The organism is Delftia sp. BGA-UO-ETr-SB1 (assembly GCF_059567865.1).
This window is the reverse complement of record NZ_JCAQOW010000006.1, coordinates 1,313,795-1,332,231: the sequence shown is the minus strand read 5'-3', so window position 1 is coordinate 1,332,231 and position 18,437 is coordinate 1,313,795. Positions and strand designations below refer to the sequence as shown.

The window sequence follows — 18,437 nt, the reverse complement described above, 5'->3', positions numbered from 1 at the left end:
AGTGTGGCCACCGGGCCTTCAGCCACCAATCGCCGATCGTCTCAAAATGATTGGCAAAAAAGATCAGCGGCCGCGATGCTGGGCCTGCCGGTAGGCGCCCGGCGGCAGGCCGGTCCAGCCCTTGAAGGCGCGGTGAAAGGTGCTGGCCTCCGCAAACCCCACGCGGGCCGCGATGTCGGCCAGGGTCAGATCCGGGCGGTTCAGCAATTCGATGGCGGCGTCGCGGCGCAGGTCGTCCTTGAGGGATTGGAAGCCCAGGCCTTCGTCGCGCAGGCGGCGGCGCAGCGTCTGCGGTGTCATGGACAGTGCGGCGCCCACCTGCTCCAGCGACGGCAGCTCCCCCGCCAGGTCGCGGCGCAGCAGGCGGCGGATGCGCTCGCCCAGGCGCGTGCGGTCGCGGTAGCGGATCACCAGGCCCATGGCCGCCTGGTCCAGGAATTCGGCCAGGCTCTCCGGGGTCTGCACCACGGGCAGCTCCAGCCAGCGCGCATCGAACTCCAGCCCCGTGAAGTCGCGGTCACGCTGCAGCGGCGCCAGGAACAGGCGCTGCGCCTCCGTGCCATACGGCATGCTGGCTCCGGCCGGTGCACACACGCCCGTCAACTCAATCCTGCGCGACACCAGCCAGGACATGACGCCATAGCCCAGAAAGCAAAAGGACCGCTCGGCATAGGCCAGCGGCGCATCACGCTCGCGCAGCGACACCATGGCGATGCGGGCCACGCCGTCCACCACCTGCAGCCGGGGAGCGAAGTCCCGCAGCACCAGGCGGTAGAAACGCAGCCCGGCCTGCAATGCCTCGCCCAGCGTGCGGCAGGGCAGCATGGTGCGGCAGGCCTGGGCAAAACTGCCCACGGGCAGCGGATGGCGGCACAGGCCCCACAGCTCGTCGCGGCAAACGCGGCGCAGCACGCGGATCAGCGCCGCGTACTGCGCCTGGGTCACGCGCGACAGCGGCGCATCCAGCAGGGCCGGCGCAATGCCGGCGCGGCGCAGGATGGCTGGCACATCCATGCCATTGCGCTGCACGCCCTGCACGATCTGCAGGACCTGGGCAATGGCAATGGTGTGGGCCGTGGTCTGTGGCATGGGCTTGGTGGAGACGGCGTCAGATGGGCAGGTCAAGGCCTGCCCGCCATTGTCTCCATCAATGGCCCAGATATCGATCCAGGAATCCGAGCACCCGCTGCTCGTAGGGCTTGGGCGCGTAGTAGTACAGGTCCACATGCGCGGCGCCCTCCACCATCCACAGCGCCTTGGGTTCACGCGCCGCATCGAACAGCTCGCGGGTTTCTGCGGGCGTGGTGTGCCGGTCCTGCAGCCCGGCCGCGATCAGCACGGGAGCGCCCAGCGCCTTCACATGGTCTATGGGACGCAGTTGCGCCAGCTCCAGATGCAAGCGCAGCGGCAGCTGCCACGCCAGCAAGGGCGTGACCACGTCCGCCAGCCAGCCGATGTGCGCGCGCACGCGGTTGTCTATGGCCTGCCGTATGTCGGGGAACACGGACTCCAGCACCACCGCATCCGGCCCCGGCGCCACATGGGACAAAAGCAGGGCCGCGCCGCCCAGCGATGTGCCGATCACCGCCACTTTCTCGCCCGGCAGCTGTTGCCGCACATAGGCCATGGCGGCACGCACGCCTGCGCCTTCGACCATGCCGAAGCTGATGCGCTCGCCACTGCTTTCGCCGTGCGCGGGCAGGTCGATCAGGCAGACGGAGTACCCCTGCCGATGGAGCATGCGCGCACGCGCCAGCATGGCCAGCCGGTCTGCGTACACGCCGTGCAGCAGCAGCACGGCACCATGGCCCGGCTGCCCCTTGGCGAACCAGCCCCGGACCTGCCCGCCCTCGTCGGTGGGCAACTGCAGCGTCTGGACCGGCCAGTCCGCGGGCGGCGCGCCGACAGGCTGGTGGTCCGGCTGGCTCAACAGGCTGCCCACCAGCCAGGCCGCCGCCATCAGCAGGGCCAGTCCGGACAATCCCGCCATCAGCAAGGCGGCAGGCCATGAAAGATTGCGCAATCGAGAAAGCATGGCGTGGACTGTGCCACGGCCCGGCCCTTGCGCCGTGGCCCGCAGCGAAAAGCAGAGTATTCCTAACGCTGCACCAGGGCCAGCCGCACGGCCATGCCCAGGAAGACCAGCCCGGCCACGCGGTTGAGCCAGTTTTGGGCGCGCACGGAGCGCTGAAGCAGCACGCCGAACCAGCCCGAACAGCAGGCGATGGCGCCGAACACCAGCAGCGCCGCCAGCATGAACACGCAGCCCAGCACCATCACCTGGGTGGCCACACTGCCGCGCGCGGGGTCCGCGAACTGCGGCAGAAAGGCCAGGAAGAAGATCAGCACCTTGGGATTGGTGAGGTTCATCACCACGCCACGCCCCACCCAGCGCAGCGCCTGTGCGGGGGTCAGCGGGTCGGCTGCGGCGGCCTGCGGCATCTCGCCCGGCCGGGCCACGGCGCGCAGCGCGCCCCAGGCCAGCCAGGCCAGATAGGCCGCGCCGCACAGCTTGATGGCGGTGAACAGCAGGGGCGATGCAGCCACCAGCGCCGCCAGTCCCAACGCAACCGCCGCCGTATGCACCACCAGCCCCAGGCACAGGCCCAGCACCACGCACAGGCCCACGCGCCAGCCGCGCTGGGCCGATTGCATGAGCACGAACAGGTTGTCAGGCCCCGGGCTCACGCCCAGCAGCACGGCCACGCCAAAAAAGGCCAGCAGGGTTTCAAAGGTCGGCATCGCTTCTCTCTTTTCGATTCATCGCATGTTCCAGCGCGGCTTGGGTCAGGCCTGGGCCGTGACGATCCAGCCTTCCAGCGGGTCCAGATCGTGCGGCAGCCCGTAGAGCGCATCGCCCTGCGCATGGCGCGCTGCCGCCCAGGCGGCCTGCAGCATGCAGATCACGGCGTCCAGCCGGTCTCCGCTGCCGTCCGCCAGCAACTGGTTGCGGGCTTTTTCGGCGTCGATATGCAGGCGCAGCGCCAGCGGGTTGTCGCCGCTCTCCAGCGCCGCCAGCAATTGCACACGCGCCTGATGGCGTTCCTGCGTCTGCCGTGCGGGCTCGTCGCTTTTGTAGCTGAGGCGCCCGATCACGGCGCGCGCCAGCATGCCCGGGTAGGCTTCCAGCGCCACGCGGCGCGCATCGCCTTCGCCGGGCGGATGCAGGCCCGGCAGATGCACGCCGGCCGCGCGCAGCAAGGGCAGCCCGGCATGCAGCATGTAGGCTACGGGCGGGTTCACCCATTTCATGGAAGGGCTGGCCCCCGCAGGCCCGTCCGTGGCGCGGTGCGCGAACTTGCCGCCTGCGGGCCGCGCCGCGCAAAAGGCCCTGAACTGCTCGCGTATGGCCTGGCGCGTGAGGCCGGCGTAGTGATCCATGCAGGCCGCCCAGTCCGTGGGCCAGCCCAGTTGCTCCACCAGTTCGCGCGGCAGGCCAAAAGGCAGGTCGAAACCGCCCACCCAGGCCGACTGCCCCGACTGCGCCGCATCGGCGGGCCGGGCCAGCCAGGCGGCCCATGCGTCCAGCGAGGCGAACTCCAGCAAATCCTGCAGGACCACCGTGTCGCCAGCCAGCAGGTGGCCCAGGGCCATGGTGATGGGCTTGCGCGCCGTAGGCCGGCTGCTGAAATCGCAGCCCAGCACCCGCATTGCCGACATGGCGCTCAGCCCAGGCCCAGCGCCGTCACGCCGACGGCAATGCACACCGCGCCTGCAATGCGCGCCAGGCGGTCGCCTTCGCGCAGCATGTGCCCGCCGATCAGCGCCGCGAACAGCATGGAGACTTCGCGCGCAGGCGCCACGTGCGACATGGGCGCATCCTGCATGGCGTAGAGCACCAGCACATAGGCAATGGGGCTGATCAGCGCCACCAGGGCCGCGAAGCGCCACTGCGTGCGCCACAGGCTGCGCGCAGTGGGCAGGTCGCGCAGCACCACGGGAGCGAGCAGGAACACGCGCACGAAGTTGCCCATGTAGTCGATGAGGATGGGCGACATCAGCAGCATCTTCACGCCGTAGCCGTCCACCACGGTGTAGCTGGCGATGAAGGCGCCCGTCAGCAGGCCGTACCACAGGCCCAGCCGCAGCCGCTCGCGCGCTTCGGGGTCATGGCGTGCGCGCAGCAGGCCGGGGCCGCCCGCGATCAGGAACACGCCAACCACCACGCCGGCAATGCCCAGCACGCCCAGCGAGGAAATCTGCTCCCCCAGGAAGACCACCGCCACCATGGACGACAGCAGCGGCCCCGAGCCGCGCGCCAGCGGATAGACCACGGTGAGGTCCGCGCTGCGGTAGCCACGCAGCAAGGTCACGTAGTAGGCCACGTGCAGCAGGCCGCTGGCCAGCACCACCAGCCATTCGTTGCGCCCCCATGTGGGCACCACATCGCGCCCCACCCACCAGCCCAGCGGTGCCCAGATCACCATCATGATGACCGAGGTGAAGAAAGCGAAGCGCGAGTCGCCGCCCGCCTTCTTGGCCACGATGTTCCAGCCGGCATGGATGAGGCCGGCAATGATGATCAGGGCAAAGGCTTGCAGCGACATGGTCAGGTCCGGGGAAAGCGGGGCTCGGGCTTGGCGCGGGAAAGAAAAAAGGCCGCGCACTGCGCAGCCTGGGGTCTTGTCTGAGGCGTCCGGGGACGCCACCCCGGGGAGTTACCTGCGGCTGGACACCAGCGAGAGGAACTCGCGGCGCAGTTCAGGATTGGTGAGGAAGGCGCCGCGCATGACGGAGTTCAGCATCTTGCTGTCCATCTCGCGCACGCCGCGCCAGGACATGCAAAAGTGCGAAGCCTCCATGACCACGGCCAGGCCGTCGGGGCGGGTCTTGTCGAGGATCAGGTCGGCCAGCTGGATGATGGCCTCTTCCTGGATCTGGGGGCGGCCCATGATCCAGTCCACCAGCCGCGCGTACTTGGACAGGCCGATGACATTGGTGTTCTTGTTGGGCAGCACGCCGATCCAGATCTTGCCGATCACCGGGCACAGATGGTGGCTGCAGGCGCTGCGCACCGTGATCGGGCCGACGATCATCAGCTCGTTGAGGTGCTCGGCGTTGGGGAACTCGGTGATGGCGGGCTGCGCCACGTAGCGGCCGCGGAACACCTCGTTGACATACATCTTGGCCACGCGGCGCGCCGTGGCGCGCGTGTTGTGGTCGTGCGTGGTGTCGATGACCATGCTGTCGAGCACGCCCTGCATCTTGTCCTGGACTTCGTCGAGCAGCAGCTCGAGTTCACCGGGCTCGATGAATTCGGAGATGTTGTCGTTCGCATGAAAGCGCTTTTGCGCCTGCTTCAACCGTTCGCGGATCTTGACCGAGACGGGGGTGCCCTCGGCCTGGCTGTCTTGTTTCATGTCGACGAGTTCTCTGAACATGGCTGGCATGGTAACAGCGAAACCCGCGGCATGGCACGCAAGGGATTTTCCACCCAAACGCAGGTTCTGCCCGCGCTGAAAGCTATCATTTCAATAGCAAAAGAATGGCTTGTGTGACAGAACCCGGGGCTAGAGGCGGAATTCGGCAATCAGCGGCAGATGGTCGGACATGCGCCACCAGATGCGTCCCTTGGGCACATGCAGGCCCAGCGGGGTGAGGCCGCGCACGTAGACGTGGTCCAGCTGGGCCAGCGGCAGGCGCGAGGGATAGGTGGGCACGCTGGGCAATTCGTCGTATTCGTACAGGCCGAAACCGCCGAGCATGCGCTTGATCTGGCCACCCCAGTCGTTGAAGTCGCCCGCCACCACCACGGGGGCGCCAGGCGGCACCTCGCGCTCGATGAAGCGCTTGAGCTGGGAGACCTGGCGCACGCGGCTGCCAGGAATCAGGCCCAGGTGCACCACGATGGTGTGCACGCGCCGGTTCTGCACTTCCACCTCCACATGCAGCAGGCCCCGCTGCTCGAAGCGGTGGTCGGAGATGTCTTCGTGCTGGTGGCCCACCACGGGCCAGCGGGTGAGCAGCGCGTTGCCATGCTCGCCATGGCGCGTGTAGGCATTGGTGCGGTAGACGGCCTCGTAGCCCAGGGGAGCCAGATACTCCGCCTGCGAGACCTGGGGCCAGCGCTCGAAGTAGGCGGCCTCCTTGTGGTTCATCTTGCGCACTTCCTGCAGGCAGACGATGTCGGCATCGAGCTGCTCCACAGCGTGTCCCAGGTTGTGGATCTCCAGGCGGCGCACGGGACCCATGCCTTGCACGCCCTTGTGGATGTTGTAGGTCGCGACGCGCAGTATGGACGGGCCGGGGTCCACCTCGTGGGAGGATTTCACGTTGTCAGTCATAGGCGGTCAGGAACACAGGGATCGGGATCAGTCCAGCTCCAGTGGAGCGAATCGCGGCAGCATCAGGATGGCTTCCGCATTGGACGGGGAGTAGCAGCGCTCGGCAGCGTCATGCCAATGATGCCAAGCAGATGCGGTATGTTCCCTCGGATTCAAGAACACAGGGGTGTAGGACGGAATCCGCAGGCCGAAAACCCTCTCGCGGTTGTGCCATACACCGGGCGCATAGCGGTGCTGCCAGGCCGGGTAGATGGTGTAGATGTTCTCCAACGCCCAGTCCTGCAGCAGGCAGCCGGGCGCGTCGGGGTCGATGCCGGTTTCTTCCCGCACCTCGCGCACTGCGGTTTCGCGCCAGGACTCGCCTTCATGGTCCTTGCTGCCCGTCACCGACTGCCAGAACTCCCCGCCCTCAGGCGCCGGTGCCGTGCGGCGCATCAGCAGCACCTGCCCGTCATCGCGGTAGATGACGACCAGCACCGATTCAGGGATCTTGTAGCCTGGCATGGCAGGCATCAGCCCTTGCCCTGGACCGCTTTGGTCGCCACGGGCGGTGGCAGCTCCTTGGCCTGCAGCGCGCGCACCTGATGCACGAGCTGGTTGTGCGCATCCAGAAAGGCGGCGGCGATGACCTTGCCCTCGTTGGTATTGCTCCAGCCCGCGCCTGCGGCGCCCAGGCGGCCCAGCACCATGCCGCCCACGCCCAGATCGGTGGTGCGGGCGGCGCCCGTGGCAGCGGCCACCTGCTCGGTGGTTTCGTTGTCCGACAGCAGCAGCGCGGTTTGCGCCTCCTTGAACTTGACCTGCTCGACCATGCCGGCCAGCCCCGCGATGTCCCGCAGCACCGGAATCATGGCAACCACGCCGGCCAGGCCCCGGCCCGCGTCCTGCTCGCTGAAGGTCAGGCTGGGCGTCAGCGTGTATTGCGCCTCATAGCCACGGCCCTTGCGCACCGTGGAGTTCTCGCGCAGCACGCCGGCGTTCTTCAGGTCCTGCTCCTGCACCGTGCCGCGCAGGCCCGCGCCCCGGTCCACCACACGAAAGCAGCCGCTTTGCTGGGCCAGCAGCTTGATCAGCGGCACGGGCGAGGCGGGCAGCTGGTAGCCCGACCCCATGACGTAGCCGTTGGGATTCTCGGCCAGGGCCAGCGTGGCCACTGGCGCGTCGCAGCGCACGAGTTCGCGCGAGCCATTGTTCGCGCCCAGGGGCCCGGCGGAGCCGGTGATCTCCGAACCGCCCTGCCCCAACTCGGTCTTCTTTTCCCCGCAGCCGGACAGGCCCAGCCCTGCCAGCACAGCCAGCGCCAGCGATGCAATGCCTTGAAAACGCATGAAAGCTCTCCGCAAAAAGAAAAACGGCAGAAGCTGTGCCAGCTTCTGCCGTCCGTATCAAGCCGCCAGGCCCGGTCCTCAGCCCTGGGTGGCCGCCAGCGGGTTGCGCAGGCGGATGTGCAGCTCGCGCAGCTGCTTCTCGTCCACGGGCGAAGGTGCCTGCGTCAGCAGGTCCTGGGCACGCTGGGTCTTGGGGAAGGCGATCACGTCACGGATGGAGTCGGCACCCGTCATCAGCGTGATCAGGCGGTCCAGGCCGAAGGCCAGGCCACCGTGCGGGGGCGCGCCGTACTGCAGCGCGTCCAGCAGGTAGCCGAACTTGGCGCGAGCGTCTTCGGGCGAGATCTTGAGCGCGTCAAACACCTTGCTCTGCACGTCGGCGCGGTGGATACGCACCGAGCCGCCGCCCAGCTCCCAGCCGTTCAGGACCATGTCGTAGGCCTTGGCCAGGCAGTTGGCCGGGTCGGTGACCATGAGTTCCTCGTGGCCGTCCTTGGGCGAGGTGAAGGGATGGTGCACGGCCGCCCAGCGGTCGTTTTCCTCGTCGTGCTCGAACATGGGGAAGTCCACCACCCACAGCGGCGCCCAGCGGTTCTCGAACAGGCCGTTGGCCTTGCCGAATTCGCTGTGACCCACCTTCAGGCGCAGCGCGCCGATGGAGTCGTTGACGATCTTTTCCTTGTCGGCGCCGAAGAAGATGAGGTCGCCGTCCTGTGCACCCGTGCGCTTGAGGATTTCGGCAATGGCCGCGTCATGCAGGTTCTTGACGATGGGCGACTGTAGGCCATCGCGGCCCTTGGCCACTTCGTTGACCTTGATCCAGGCCAGGCCCTTGGCGCCGTAGATCTTGACGAATTCGGTGTACTGGTCGATCTCGCCGCGCGAGATCTGCGAGCCGCCGGGCACGCGCAGCGCGACCACGCGGCCGCCCTTGGTCGTGGCGGGGGTGGAGAACACCTTGAAGTCCACGTCCTTCATGACTTCGGTCAGTTCGGTGAACTCGAGCTTGACGCGCAGGTCAGGCTTGTCCGAGCCGAAGCGGAAGGCCGCATCCTGGTACGTCATCATCGGGAACTCGCCCAGATCCACGTCCAGCTGGGTCTTGAAGACCTCGGTGATCATGCGCTGGAAGATGGCGCGGATTTCCTCTTCGTCCAGGAACGAGGTCTCGCAGTCGATCTGGGTGAACTCGGGCTGGCGGTCGGCGCGCAGGTCTTCGTCGCGGAAGCACTTGGTGATCTGGTAGTAGCGGTCGTAGCCGGCCACCATCAGCATCTGCTTGTACAGCTGGGGCGACTGCGGCAGGGCGAAGAACTCGCCGTCGTGCACGCGGCTGGGCACCAGGTAGTCGCGCGCGCCTTCGGGCGTGCTCTTGCCCAGCATGGGCGTTTCGATGTCGATGAAGCCTTCCTTGTCCAGGAAGTTGCGCACCTGGATGGCCGTGCGGTAGCGCAGCATCATGTTGCGCTGCATGTAGGGGCGGCGCAGGTCCAGCACGCGGTTGGTCAGGCGCACGGTCTCGGACAGGTTCTCGTCGTCCAGCTGGAACGGAGGCGTGACCGAGGCGTTGAGCACGTTCAGCTCGTGGCACAGCACTTCGATCTGGCCGCTCTTGAGCTTGTCGTTGGTCGTGCCTTCGGGACGTGCGCGCACCAGGCCCTTGACCTGCACGCAGAACTCGTTGCGCAGGCCTTCGGCAGTCTTGAACATCTCGGCACGGTCGGGGTCGCAGACCACCTGCACATAGCCTTCGCGGTCGCGCAGGTCGATGAAGATCACGCCGCCATGGTCGCGGCGACGGTTCACCCAGCCGCACAGGGTAACGGTTTCGCCCATCAGGGCTTCGGTCACTAGACCGCAGTAATGGGAGCGCATGGCCATGATGAAAAGCTTCCTGCGCCCGGGATGGGCGCGACAGTTTGTTATTTGGATTCCGCGGGCAGTGTGAGATCCGGAGGAGTCACCACGCCCATCGAAACAATGTACTTGAGCGCGGCATCCACGCTCATTTCCAGCTCGATGCAATCGCTCTTGCGAACGATGACGAAATAGCCGCCCGTCGGATTCGGCGTTGTCGGCACGAAGACGCTCAGGTATTCGTCACGCAGATAGGCGGCGACCTCTCCGCTGGGCGAGCCGGTGACGAAGGCCACGGTCCAGACGCCTTCGCGCGGCCACTGCACCAGCACGGCGGTGCGAAACGCATTGCCACTGTCCGAGAACACGGTGTCGGACACCTGCTTGACGCTGGAATAGATGGAGCGCACCACGGGAATGCGGCTGACCACCGCATCGCCCCAGGAGACAAGCTTGCGGCCGATGAAGTTGCTGGCCGCAGCGCCAACCACCAGCAGGATCAGCAGCGTGAGCACCACGCCGAAGCCGGGAATGTGGAAACCCAGCAGCCGGTCCGGATGCCAGGCCTCGGGCAGGATGGCCAGCGTCTGGTCCAGCGTGCCGATGATCCAGTTGAGCACGCCCAGCGTGATCACCAGAGGAACAATCACCAGCAGGCCGGCGAACAGCCATTTGCGCAGAGCGGACATGAGAAATGCAAGCCTTGATTAATGGCCCGTGGAGGGTGCGGGAGCAGATGCTGGGGCCGCAGCAGGCGCAGTTGCCGCAGGTGCGGCGGATGCATCCGAGGCCTGGGTGTCTGCCGCTGGAGCCGGCGTGGCGGCGCTCTTGCTGCCGCTGTTCTTGAAGTCGGTCGCGTACCAGCCCGAGCCCTTGAGCTGGAAGCCGGCAGCCGTCAGCTGCTTGGAAAAGGCCTCGGCACCACAGGCCGGGCAGGTCGTCAGCGGAGCATCCGAGATTTTCCGCAGCACGTCCTTGGCATGACCGCAGGAGCCACACTTGTATGCATAAATAGGCATGGCGCTAATGCTTATACGAGAGAAGATGCAAAACTTTCGATTATAGGCATCCGCCCGATACTGCGGCTGCCTTGCCCCCAAAGGCCCAGGCCGGAGAGCCGCAAGCCGCATGCATCAGTCGGTACCTGATGGCCCGAAATGCAAAATGCCAGTCGCGCGGACTGGCATTCCATCAGGGCGGTGCCGGCAAGCCCCGCTGCCGGGGCGCCTGCCGCGTCCATGTTCAGCGCCGTGCCCGGCGCCGCTGCATCCCCATACCGGCCAGCATGACGGCAAGGCCCATCAGCACCAGGGCAGGCACCCCGGTGGCGGGGACCGGCTCCGGCGTCAATGCGGCAGCAACCACCAACTCCTGGTCACGCGAATTGTTGGCCGGCTCCGGGTCCGTGGTTCCACTGACCGCCGTCACCGTGGCTGTCAGGCTGCCCTGCGTGGTGGGCGTGAAGCTCACCGTGCAGGAAATGCTGGCACCCGAGGCCAGCGGCGCGCCAGTCGGCACCGCAGGCGTGCATGAGGTGCTGGCACCTGCCGGCAGCCCTGCGATGGAGCAATTAGCAAAGGCCGCCGCATTGGGGCCGGCATTCGTGCAGACGAACGATCCCTTCACGGGAACACCCACGTTGGCGGTGGCCGGCAGCGTGACGCTGGTGGCCTGCATGTCGGCCCGCTCCACGGGGTTGAAGGGGTGGGCCTTGGTGTTGTTGGCCGGCACCGGATCCACCGTGCTGCTGCTCGCCGTCACCAAGGCCGCGATGGTGCCCGTTGTGGTGGGCGTGAACTGCACTGTGCAGGCGATGCTGCCGCCCGATGCCAATGGCGAGGCCGTGGGCACGCCGGGCGTGCAGGACGTGGTCGCCCCGGCTGGCAGGCCGGAGATCACGCACGAAGCCGCCGTCGCCGCACTGGGGCCGGCATTGGTGCAGCTGAAGCTGCCGGACACCGGCACGCCCACCGTCATGGTCAGGGGAAGCGTGATGGAGGTGGCCTGCATGTCGGCACGCTCCCCGGGGCTGTAGGGGCGCAAGATGGTGTTGTTGGCAGGCACCGGGTCCGGCGTGCCGCTGCTGGCGGAGACCAGGGCCGTGAATGCCCCGCCCGCTGTGGGCGTGAAGCCCACCGTGCAGTCGATGCGGGCGCCCGAGGCCAGCGGCGATCCTGTAGGTACAGCGGGAGTGCAGGACACGGAAGCGCCTGCCGGCAGGCCTGAAATGGCGCACGAGGCTGCCGCCGCAGGGCTGGGCCCCGCGTTGGTGCAGCTGAAGCTGCCGGATGCCGGCGTGCCCACCGCCATGGAGGCCGGCAGGGTCAGCTCCGTGGCCCTCATGTCCGCCGACTCCCCTGGGTTGTAGGGGAAGGACATCGCATTGTTGCTCGGCACCAGATCTGTCGTTGCACTGCCGGCCGTCACCAGTGCCGTGATGGCGCCCGTGACAGCAGGCGTGAAGCCTACCGTGCAGGCGATGCTGTCGCCTGCGGCCAGCGGCGATCCTGTAGGAACAGCGGGAGTGCAGGACACGGAAGCGCCTGCCGGCAGACCTGAAATGGCGCACGATGCTGCCGCCGCAGGGCTGGGTCCCGCATTGGTGCAGCTGAAGCTGCCGGATACCGGCGCCCCCACCGTCATGGATGGCGGAAGATCGACGCTGGTGGCCTGCATGTCGGCCGCTGGCGCAACCGCCAGCACAGCCAGTGTGGCCGGCTGGTTCAGGCCGATCAGGGAGAGGTTGGAAGGACCGTTGGTGAAGCTGCCTGTCGCGGTCGGGCGCACGTCGAGGCTCACCTCGCAGAAGGCGGCGCCCTGGGCCAGGTCTCCGTTGGACACGGTCACGGTGCTGCCGCCTGCTGCCGCCTGCACGGTCGTGCCGGGGCAGGTGGTGCTGGCATTGCCCTCGACGACCAGTCCTGCAGGCAGGTTGTCGGTAAACGACCAGCCTCGCTTGCGCAGCAGATCAGTCGTATTGGTGATGGTCATGGTCAGCCGGGAGACCTGGCCGAGTTGAATGCTGGCAGGCGAGAAGGCCTTGTCCAGCTGCGGCGTGACATCGATGATCTGCGCGTTGTCGATCGACGAATCGTTGCCCATGGAGCTGGTCTGGTCATTGTGCAGAACAAACCCGACAGAGGCTCCGCTGAAGAGCAGGGCTCCGGGAGAGGTCACTGTCTGGGCCCTGGCCGTTTGTATGATCCCAATACCGATAGGCATCGTATTGAACGACACACCATCCACGCATGGATCGACAGCGTTCATGGAGATGGGCAGTTCCGCATTAGCGTCATTGACAAGAGAAAAACGCAGCAACGGAGCGACGAATCCTGACGAGCAGAAGTTCGCCACCACATCGGCACGGGCCGTGAGGAATCTGCTGCCGGAACTTTGCGGAATATTGGCCTTGGTGCGAAAGGCAATTGCGCCAGCAGGATAGGTTCCATTCGCTGTAAGCATCGCCATGACGTGATTTTTGACCGCATCCGCCGCACTCTGGCCCTGATAGCGCCCTGCGACCTCCGCCATCTGCTGCAGGGCGTTCCAATTGCCTTGGGAACCGCAGGCCGCACTCATCGTCGCCGAAGTTGGATCCTGGTTGAAGGACGTGACTATGCCATTGCACTGGTTGGCGCTCATCCGGTACAGGGGGTCGGCGGTATACATCTGCCCCGCAGGGTCCGCGCCCTGGTAGACCAGCAGATCCCGCCCCTCCGTGGTGATGGGGGGTGTCTGCGGGTTTTCGAAGTCCTCGCTCCAGACAATGACCGGCGCGACCGGTATCCTCGGCGCAGCCATTGCCACTTGGCCGCACAGGGCTGGCACAAGCAAGGCGCCTCCAAGCCACCTCCATCGGAACCGGACGCCAGCAACAGGCCGCAGCTTCAGCTGGCGAGCCCTCGCAATCAGTTTGAGTGTTTTCATGACGGTGCTTCCTCCCAAGCGTTTGCTATTCGGAGGTCCACCGTACTGTCACGACCTGTGCTTCAAACCACCCAAGTCAGCATTCCGGGACCTCCACAATCCCAGCCGCCGACTATATAGTTAATGACTATTGATGATTGTCATCAATTGTTTTTACAAATGATGGTGTGACGGCGCTTACCTTTCGGGGCTGAATTCAAGAATGTCTGCACTGCGATTGGCCAGCCACTGCGGCGCCAGTGATCCGGCCACCATCCCCGTCACTGCAGCCAGCAGTCCCGCCAATTGCTGCGGAAATGCCTCGTGCAAAGCCGGCGTGGCCATGAAGACCACCCACACGCCAATGCCCAGTGCCACGGCGCAAATGGCGCCCTGCGTGGTGGCGCGCTTCCAGTACAGCCCGAAGACCAGCGGCACGAAGGCACCAACCAACGGCACCTGGTAGGCGCTGGAGACCAGCTCATAGATGGGCGTTCCTTCCATCTTGATCGAGTAGGCCAGCACGCAGATGCTGAAGACGAGCACGCTGATGCGCATGGCCAGCAGCATTTCCCGGTCGCTGGCCTGGGTGCGGAACTGGCGCCAGATGTTCTCGGTGAAGGTCACGCTGGGCGCCAGCAACGTGGCCGAGGCACAGGACTTGATGGCCGACAGCAGCGCGCCGAAGAACAGCACCTGCATGACGAAGGGCATCTTGTCCATGACCAGGGTGGGCAGCACCTTCTGCGGGTCCTGCTTGAGCAGCTCCGCCGTCTCGCCGGGCATGATGATCAGCGCGCTGGCCACGAGAAACATGGGCACGAAGGCGAAGCAGATATAGGCCGAGCCACCGATGACGGTGCCGCGCGTGGCGGCCTTCTCGCTGTGGGCCGACATCACGCGCTGGAACACGTCCTGCTGGGGAATGGAGCCCAGCATCATGGTGATGGCCGCGCCAAAGAAGAAGAGGATTTCATGCCAGCTGGGCTCGGGCCAGAACTGGAACAGATCGCGGCTCACGGCCAGGTCGATGACCTTGCCGGCACCGCCAGCCATGTCGCTGGCAAACCAGGCCAGCACCACCAGGCCGACGACCAGGATGATCATCTGCAGGAAGTCCGTCACCGCCACCGACCACATGCCGCCGAACAGCGTATAGGCCAGGATGGACACCACACCGATGGCCATGCCCATGGAAATGCTGACCGTGCCGCCCGACAGCAGGTTGAACACCAGGCCCAGGGCCGTGACCTGGGCCGAGACCCAGCCCAGGTAGCTGAGCATGATGATCAGCGAGCAGACGATCTCGATGGACCGGCCATAGCGGTGGCGGTAGTAGTCGCTGATGGTCAGCAGCGTCATGCGGTAGAGCTTGCCCGCGAAGAACAGGCCCACCAGGATCAGGCACATGCCCGCGCCGAACGGGTCTTCGACCACGCCGCGCAGGCCGCCCTCGATGAACTTGGCGGGCACGCCGAGCACGATCTCCGAGCCGAACCACGTGGCAAACGTGGTGGTGATGATCATGTACATGGGCAGATGGCGCCCGGCAATTGCGAAGTCGGCCGTGTTCTTGACCCGCCTGGCCGCCCACAGGCCGATGGCGATGGTCACGAACAGGTAGGCGATCACCATAGAGAGCAGCACGCTGGCACTCCTGTTTCAAAGTGGGAAAAGGGAGAGGTCCGGAAACCCGTCAGTGTTCTCAGTACCAGCGCAGCCGCACCACCAGTTGCAGCAGGATCAGCGCTATGACAAAGCCGATGCCGGCGCTGACGATGGCCTGCAACAGGCGGTTGGTGAGCTTTTGCTGCTGCAGCAGCTCCTTGAGCAGTTCGTCGTGCTCGCCGGAGTTGCGCGTGAGCCGGCGATGGATCAGGCGCGGCAACTCGGGAATGAGCTTGGCATAGCGCGGCGCCTCGGCCAGCAGCTCGCGCCACAGCCGTTGCGGGCCCATCTGGTCCAGCATCCATTTTTCGAGGAAGGGCTTGGCCGTGCTCCACAGGTCCAGGTTGGGGTCCAGCTGGCGCCCCAGGCCTTCGATGTTGAGCAGCGTCTTTTGCAGCAGCACCAGTTGCGGCTGGATCTCGACTTGAAAGCGGCGCGAGGTCTGGAACAGGCGCATCAGCACCATGCCCAGCGAAATCTCGGCCAGCGGACGGTCGAAGTACGGCTCGCAGACGGCGCGGATGGCGGCCTCCAGCTCGTCCACGCGCGTGCTCGGCGGCACCCAGCCGCTTTCGATGTGCAGCTCGGCCACGCGCTTGTAGTCACGGCGGAAGAACGCCGTGAAGTTCTGCGCCAGGTATTCCTTGTCGTACTCGGTCAGCGTGCCGACGATGCCGAAGTCCAGCGAGATATAGCGCCCGAAGGTCTCGGGCTCCAGGCTGACCATGATGTTGCCCGGGTGCATGTCGGCGTGAAAGAAGCCATCGCGAAAGACCTGGGTGAAGAAGATGGTCACGCCGTCGCGTGCCAGCTTGGGGATGTCCACGCCAGCTTCGCGCAGGCGCTCGACGTGGCTGATGGGCACGCCGGTCATGCGCTGCATGACCATCACGTCGTTGCGGCAGAAATCCCAGTACACCTCGGGGATCAGCACCAGGTCCAGCCCTTCCATGTTGCGGCGCAGCTGCGCGGCGTTGGAGGCTTCGCGGATCAGGTCCAGCTCGTCGTGCAGGTAGTTGTCGAACTCGGCCACGACCTGGCGGGGCTTGAGGCGCTTGCCGTCGGCCGACAGGCGCTCGACCCAGCGCGCCATCATGTGCATCAGCGCCAGGTCCTTGTCGATCACGGTCTTCATGCCCGGACGCAGCACCTTGACGGCCACGTCGCGCTGCACGCCGTTGCGGTCGCTGATCACGGCAAAGTGCACCTGGGCGATGGAGGCGCTGGCCACCGGCTCGCGCTCGAAGCTCACGAAGATCTGGTCCAGCTTCTTGCGGAAGGCGCGCTCGATGGTGTCCACCGCAATCTGCGAATTGAAGGGGGGCACGCGGTCCTGCAACCGGGCCAGCTCCTCGGCCACGTCGGGCGGCATCAGGTCGCTGCGCGTGGACAGCACCTGGCCGAACTTCACGAAGATGGGCCCCAGCTCCTCCAGAGCCTCTCGCAGGCGCTGGCCGCGCGGCTTGTCCAGCCGCCGGCCCAGCGTGAGCACCGCGCGTGCGCGGCGCATCCAGGGATGCTCGAAGCTCGACAGCACCAGTTCGTCGAGTCCGTAGCGGAACACCACCCAGAGGATGGTCAGCCCGCGAAGAAACCGGCTCATGGCTTGTCGTTCTCGAAACCGGGCAGGGATACCACGGGGGAACCAACGGGCGCGCTGGCGGGCGCTGCCGCACGTGCGGCCTCGGGGGCGGGGGCATCGGCATCGGGCTTGCCGGCCATGCGGGCGCCCACGAACTGGCGCAGCGCCTGGGCGGCGCTGCGCGCGACCTTGGCCACGGTGTGCGCGGGCGCATCGCCGATGATGCGGGCCAGGTCTTCCTCCACGTCCCATTCGACGTGGTCCACCAGCCAGTTGATGTCGGCGGCCAGTTGCACGTCGCCCTCGATGCGGATGGAGGGCTTGTCGCCGCGCAGGGCCACCTGGGCCAGGGCCAGCGGGGAGGTCTCGGTGACTTCAAGCAGCAGGTCGGGCTGCGCGCCTTCGGGCGCCACGTTGAACAGGCCGGCGGGCGTGATCTGCAGGGCCATGGAGTAGCCGCGCCACTGCACGCGCGCCACGCGGCCCTTTTGCCGCACGAGGCGCTCCATCGCCTCTTTCTCCTGCATCAGCACATGGTTGAGGAACAGCACGAGGCGCTGATGCACCTCGCTGACCAGCCATTGCGGCGGTTGCGGACCGGCCATCACGCGTTCCATGAGACCGTTCAGAAAAGAAAAAGGGGACTGTGTTGCCATAGTCCCCGATTATTCCCGAAGTGAGAGGATGCGGCCGACGCAAATCCGGTCGAGACAAGTGGCCAGCCCATGGCGTGACCCCCTGTCGCATCCCTGGCTTGCGCCGGTCCTCTGCAAATTACTTACTGCAGTGCCTGGACGCCGGCGACCAGCCAGCCGCTGCTGCCGCTCTTGGGCTTGGTCATGTTCCAGACCTCGCGGAAGGGCGTGGGGCCTGCCGAGGCGTCCTCGCGGATCATTCCCGAGAATTCCACGCTGGCCATATAGTCATTGCCCAGATCCTCGATGCCCAGCAGTTGGGCATCGATCATGACCACGTCAGTCTGGTTGGGCTGGCCAGGGCGCTGCACTTCGCGCTCGCTGAGCTGGCCACGGATCTCGGTCAGCATCTCGTCGGTCATCATGGCGCGCAGCGAAGCGATGTCCGAGCGGTCCCATGCCGATTGCAGGGTGACGAAGTTGCGCTTGGCAGCCGTCAGGAAGCCTTCGGTATCGAAGCCTTCAGGCACACCCCAGTTCTGCGAGCCTGCCAGGGCAGAGCCGATCTGCACGCCGGAACCCGAGGCCAGGGCGGCCGGCTGGTGGTTCTGCTCCCAGGGACGGGCCGAGGCGTCGTTGCCGACCTTCTCGGGGTTGTACTGGCGTGCCAGCGGTGCGCTGTCCACGTTGCCACCCATGTTGCCCGCGCCCGCAGGGGCCGCGTTCTGGAAGGCGAAGGGGCTGGACGATGCCTGCTGCGCGCCGGCCGCTGCACGGCGCGAGCGCATGACCATGCCCACCACGACCATGATGACCAGGGCCAGCAGGGCGATCAGCAGGAACTGGCCGAAGGCGGCGCCCAGGCCCAGCGAGTGGGCCAGCCAGGCCAGGCCCAGGCCGGCGGCCAGGCCGCCGAGCATGGCGCCCCAGGGCTTCTTGGCCGGAGCGGCCGCAGGCGGCGTGGCAGGCTTGCCCGCAGCGTTCTGTGTGGCGGCGTTCTGCGGCGGCGTGTTCTGCGCCGGCGCGCGCGTAGCTTCACGCTGCGTCACATTGCTCGACTGCTTGCCCACCGATCCGCCACCGCCCATGCGCTTGGCGTCGGCCGTGCCGTGGACCACCACCAGCATCGCGACCAAGACCATAGACCATAGCTTTTTCATGTCATCTCCTCGAATAA

At 66.3% G+C, this 18,437-nt stretch carries 17 protein-coding genes; all 17 read right to left on the bottom strand.

Annotation, left to right across the window (positions count from 1 at the left end):
* Positions 1-63 precede the first annotated feature (63 nt).
* A complete protein-coding gene (locus AC57B5_RS24805; RefSeq protein WP_012207242.1) occupies positions 64-1,089 on the bottom strand; it encodes an AraC family transcriptional regulator in 1,026 nt (341 codons plus the stop codon).
* Positions 1,090-1,147: 58 nt separating this feature from the next.
* Positions 1,148-2,035 (bottom strand): alpha/beta hydrolase, encoded by an 888-nt coding sequence (locus AC57B5_RS24800; RefSeq protein WP_496400534.1) that lies wholly within the window; start codon positions 2,033-2,035, stop codon positions 1,148-1,150.
* A 62-nt stretch (positions 2,036-2,097) separates the two neighbouring features.
* On the bottom strand, positions 2,098-2,742 hold the full coding sequence (locus AC57B5_RS24795) for a LysE family translocator (RefSeq protein ID WP_496400533.1): 645 nt from the start codon (positions 2,740-2,742) through the stop codon (positions 2,098-2,100).
* 45 nt (positions 2,743-2,787) lie between these two features.
* The gene (locus AC57B5_RS24790; RefSeq protein WP_496400876.1) at positions 2,788-3,651 is read right to left on the bottom strand and encodes a DUF429 domain-containing protein; all 864 of its coding nucleotides are present in this window, start codon (positions 3,649-3,651) and stop codon (positions 2,788-2,790) included.
* Positions 3,652-3,665: 14 nt separating this feature from the next.
* Positions 3,666-4,547: an EamA family transporter gene (locus AC57B5_RS24785; RefSeq protein WP_013800847.1), complete on the bottom strand. Its 882-nt coding sequence runs from the start codon at positions 4,545-4,547 to the stop codon at positions 3,666-3,668.
* Positions 4,548-4,658: 111 nt separating this feature from the next.
* Positions 4,659-5,381: a GTP cyclohydrolase I gene (gene folE, locus AC57B5_RS24780; protein ID WP_013800846.1), complete on the bottom strand. Its 723-nt coding sequence runs from the start codon at positions 5,379-5,381 to the stop codon at positions 4,659-4,661.
* Positions 5,382-5,510: 129 nt separating this feature from the next.
* Complete coding sequence (locus AC57B5_RS24775) at positions 5,511-6,284, bottom strand: endonuclease/exonuclease/phosphatase family protein (RefSeq protein ID WP_012207248.1); 774 nt, start codon at positions 6,282-6,284, stop codon at positions 5,511-5,513.
* 27 nt (positions 6,285-6,311) lie between these two features.
* Complete coding sequence (gene nudB / locus AC57B5_RS24770) at positions 6,312-6,788, bottom strand: dihydroneopterin triphosphate diphosphatase (RefSeq protein WP_496400875.1); 477 nt, start codon at positions 6,786-6,788, stop codon at positions 6,312-6,314.
* Positions 6,789-6,796: 8 nt separating this feature from the next.
* Positions 6,797-7,612, bottom strand: coding sequence for a CsgG/HfaB family protein (locus AC57B5_RS24765; protein WP_099732903.1), 816 nt, complete (start codon positions 7,610-7,612; stop codon positions 6,797-6,799).
* Between the two features lie 78 nt (positions 7,613-7,690).
* Positions 7,691-9,493, bottom strand: a complete 1,803-nt coding sequence (gene aspS / locus AC57B5_RS24760) for an aspartate--tRNA ligase (protein WP_013800843.1) — start codon at positions 9,491-9,493, stop codon at positions 7,691-7,693.
* A gap of 41 nt (positions 9,494-9,534) precedes the next feature.
* Positions 9,535-10,158: a DUF502 domain-containing protein gene (locus AC57B5_RS24755; protein ID WP_012207252.1), complete on the bottom strand. Its 624-nt coding sequence runs from the start codon at positions 10,156-10,158 to the stop codon at positions 9,535-9,537.
* Positions 10,159-10,176: 18 nt separating this feature from the next.
* On the bottom strand, positions 10,177-10,488 hold the full coding sequence (locus AC57B5_RS24750; protein ID WP_202758350.1) for an FmdB family zinc ribbon protein: 312 nt from the start codon (positions 10,486-10,488) through the stop codon (positions 10,177-10,179).
* Between the two features lie 223 nt (positions 10,489-10,711).
* Entirely contained in the window at positions 10,712-13,396 is a 2,685-nt protein-coding gene (locus tag AC57B5_RS24745) for a DUF7933 domain-containing protein (protein WP_496400532.1), read from the bottom strand.
* Positions 13,397-13,573: 177 nt separating this feature from the next.
* On the bottom strand, positions 13,574-15,022 hold the full coding sequence (locus AC57B5_RS24740) for a high affinity choline transporter 1 (RefSeq protein WP_496400531.1): 1,449 nt from the start codon (positions 15,020-15,022) through the stop codon (positions 13,574-13,576).
* Between the two features lie 58 nt (positions 15,023-15,080).
* Positions 15,081-16,646 (bottom strand): ubiquinone biosynthesis regulatory protein kinase UbiB, encoded by a 1,566-nt coding sequence (ubiB, locus tag AC57B5_RS24735; RefSeq protein WP_496400530.1) that lies wholly within the window; start codon positions 16,644-16,646, stop codon positions 15,081-15,083.
* Positions 16,643-17,281: a ubiquinone biosynthesis accessory factor UbiJ gene (locus tag AC57B5_RS24730; RefSeq protein WP_065345757.1), complete on the bottom strand. Its 639-nt coding sequence runs from the start codon at positions 17,279-17,281 to the stop codon at positions 16,643-16,645. The genes ubiB and AC57B5_RS24730 overlap by 4 nt, the downstream gene beginning before the upstream one ends.
* 122 nt (positions 17,282-17,403) lie before the next feature.
* The gene (locus tag AC57B5_RS24725) at positions 17,404-18,420 is read right to left on the bottom strand and encodes a Tim44 domain-containing protein (protein ID WP_012207258.1); all 1,017 of its coding nucleotides are present in this window, start codon (positions 18,418-18,420) and stop codon (positions 17,404-17,406) included.
* Positions 18,421-18,437: the final 17 nt, after the last annotated feature.

Excerpts from the sequence above, each read along its gene's own strand:
- AC57B5_RS24750 (WP_202758350.1), bottom strand. The coding sequence starts at position 10,488 with ATGCCTATTTATGCATACAAGTGTGGCTCCTGCGGTCATGCCAAGGAC.
- AC57B5_RS24775 (WP_012207248.1), bottom strand. The coding sequence starts at position 6,284 with ATGACTGACAACGTGAAATCCTCCCACGAGGTGGACCCCGGCCCGTCC.
- AC57B5_RS24745 (WP_496400532.1), bottom strand. The coding sequence starts at position 13,396 with ATGAAAACACTCAAACTGATTGCGAGGGCTCGCCAGCTGAAGCTGCGG.
- AC57B5_RS24795 (WP_496400533.1), bottom strand. The coding sequence starts at position 2,742 with ATGCCGACCTTTGAAACCCTGCTGGCCTTTTTTGGCGTGGCCGTGCTG.
- folE (WP_013800846.1), bottom strand. The coding sequence starts at position 5,381 with ATGTTCAGAGAACTCGTCGACATGAAACAAGACAGCCAGGCCGAGGGC.
- AC57B5_RS24765 (WP_099732903.1), bottom strand. The coding sequence starts at position 7,612 with ATGCGTTTTCAAGGCATTGCATCGCTGGCGCTGGCTGTGCTGGCAGGG.
- AC57B5_RS24725 (WP_012207258.1), bottom strand. The coding sequence starts at position 18,420 with ATGAAAAAGCTATGGTCTATGGTCTTGGTCGCGATGCTGGTGGTGGTC.
- nudB (WP_496400875.1), bottom strand. The coding sequence starts at position 6,788 with ATGCCAGGCTACAAGATCCCTGAATCGGTGCTGGTCGTCATCTACCGC.
- AC57B5_RS24790 (WP_496400876.1), bottom strand. The coding sequence starts at position 3,651 with ATGCGGGTGCTGGGCTGCGATTTCAGCAGCCGGCCTACGGCGCGCAAG.
- ubiB (WP_496400530.1), bottom strand. The coding sequence starts at position 16,646 with ATGAGCCGGTTTCTTCGCGGGCTGACCATCCTCTGGGTGGTGTTCCGC.
- AC57B5_RS24800 (WP_496400534.1), bottom strand. The coding sequence starts at position 2,035 with ATGCTTTCTCGATTGCGCAATCTTTCATGGCCTGCCGCCTTGCTGATG.
- AC57B5_RS24785 (WP_013800847.1), bottom strand. The coding sequence starts at position 4,547 with ATGTCGCTGCAAGCCTTTGCCCTGATCATCATTGCCGGCCTCATCCAT.
- AC57B5_RS24755 (WP_012207252.1), bottom strand. The coding sequence starts at position 10,158 with ATGTCCGCTCTGCGCAAATGGCTGTTCGCCGGCCTGCTGGTGATTGTT.
- AC57B5_RS24730 (WP_065345757.1), bottom strand. The coding sequence starts at position 17,281 with ATGGCAACACAGTCCCCTTTTTCTTTTCTGAACGGTCTCATGGAACGC.
- aspS (WP_013800843.1), bottom strand. The coding sequence starts at position 9,493 with ATGGCCATGCGCTCCCATTACTGCGGTCTAGTGACCGAAGCCCTGATG.
- AC57B5_RS24805 (WP_012207242.1), bottom strand. The coding sequence starts at position 1,089 with ATGCCACAGACCACGGCCCACACCATTGCCATTGCCCAGGTCCTGCAG.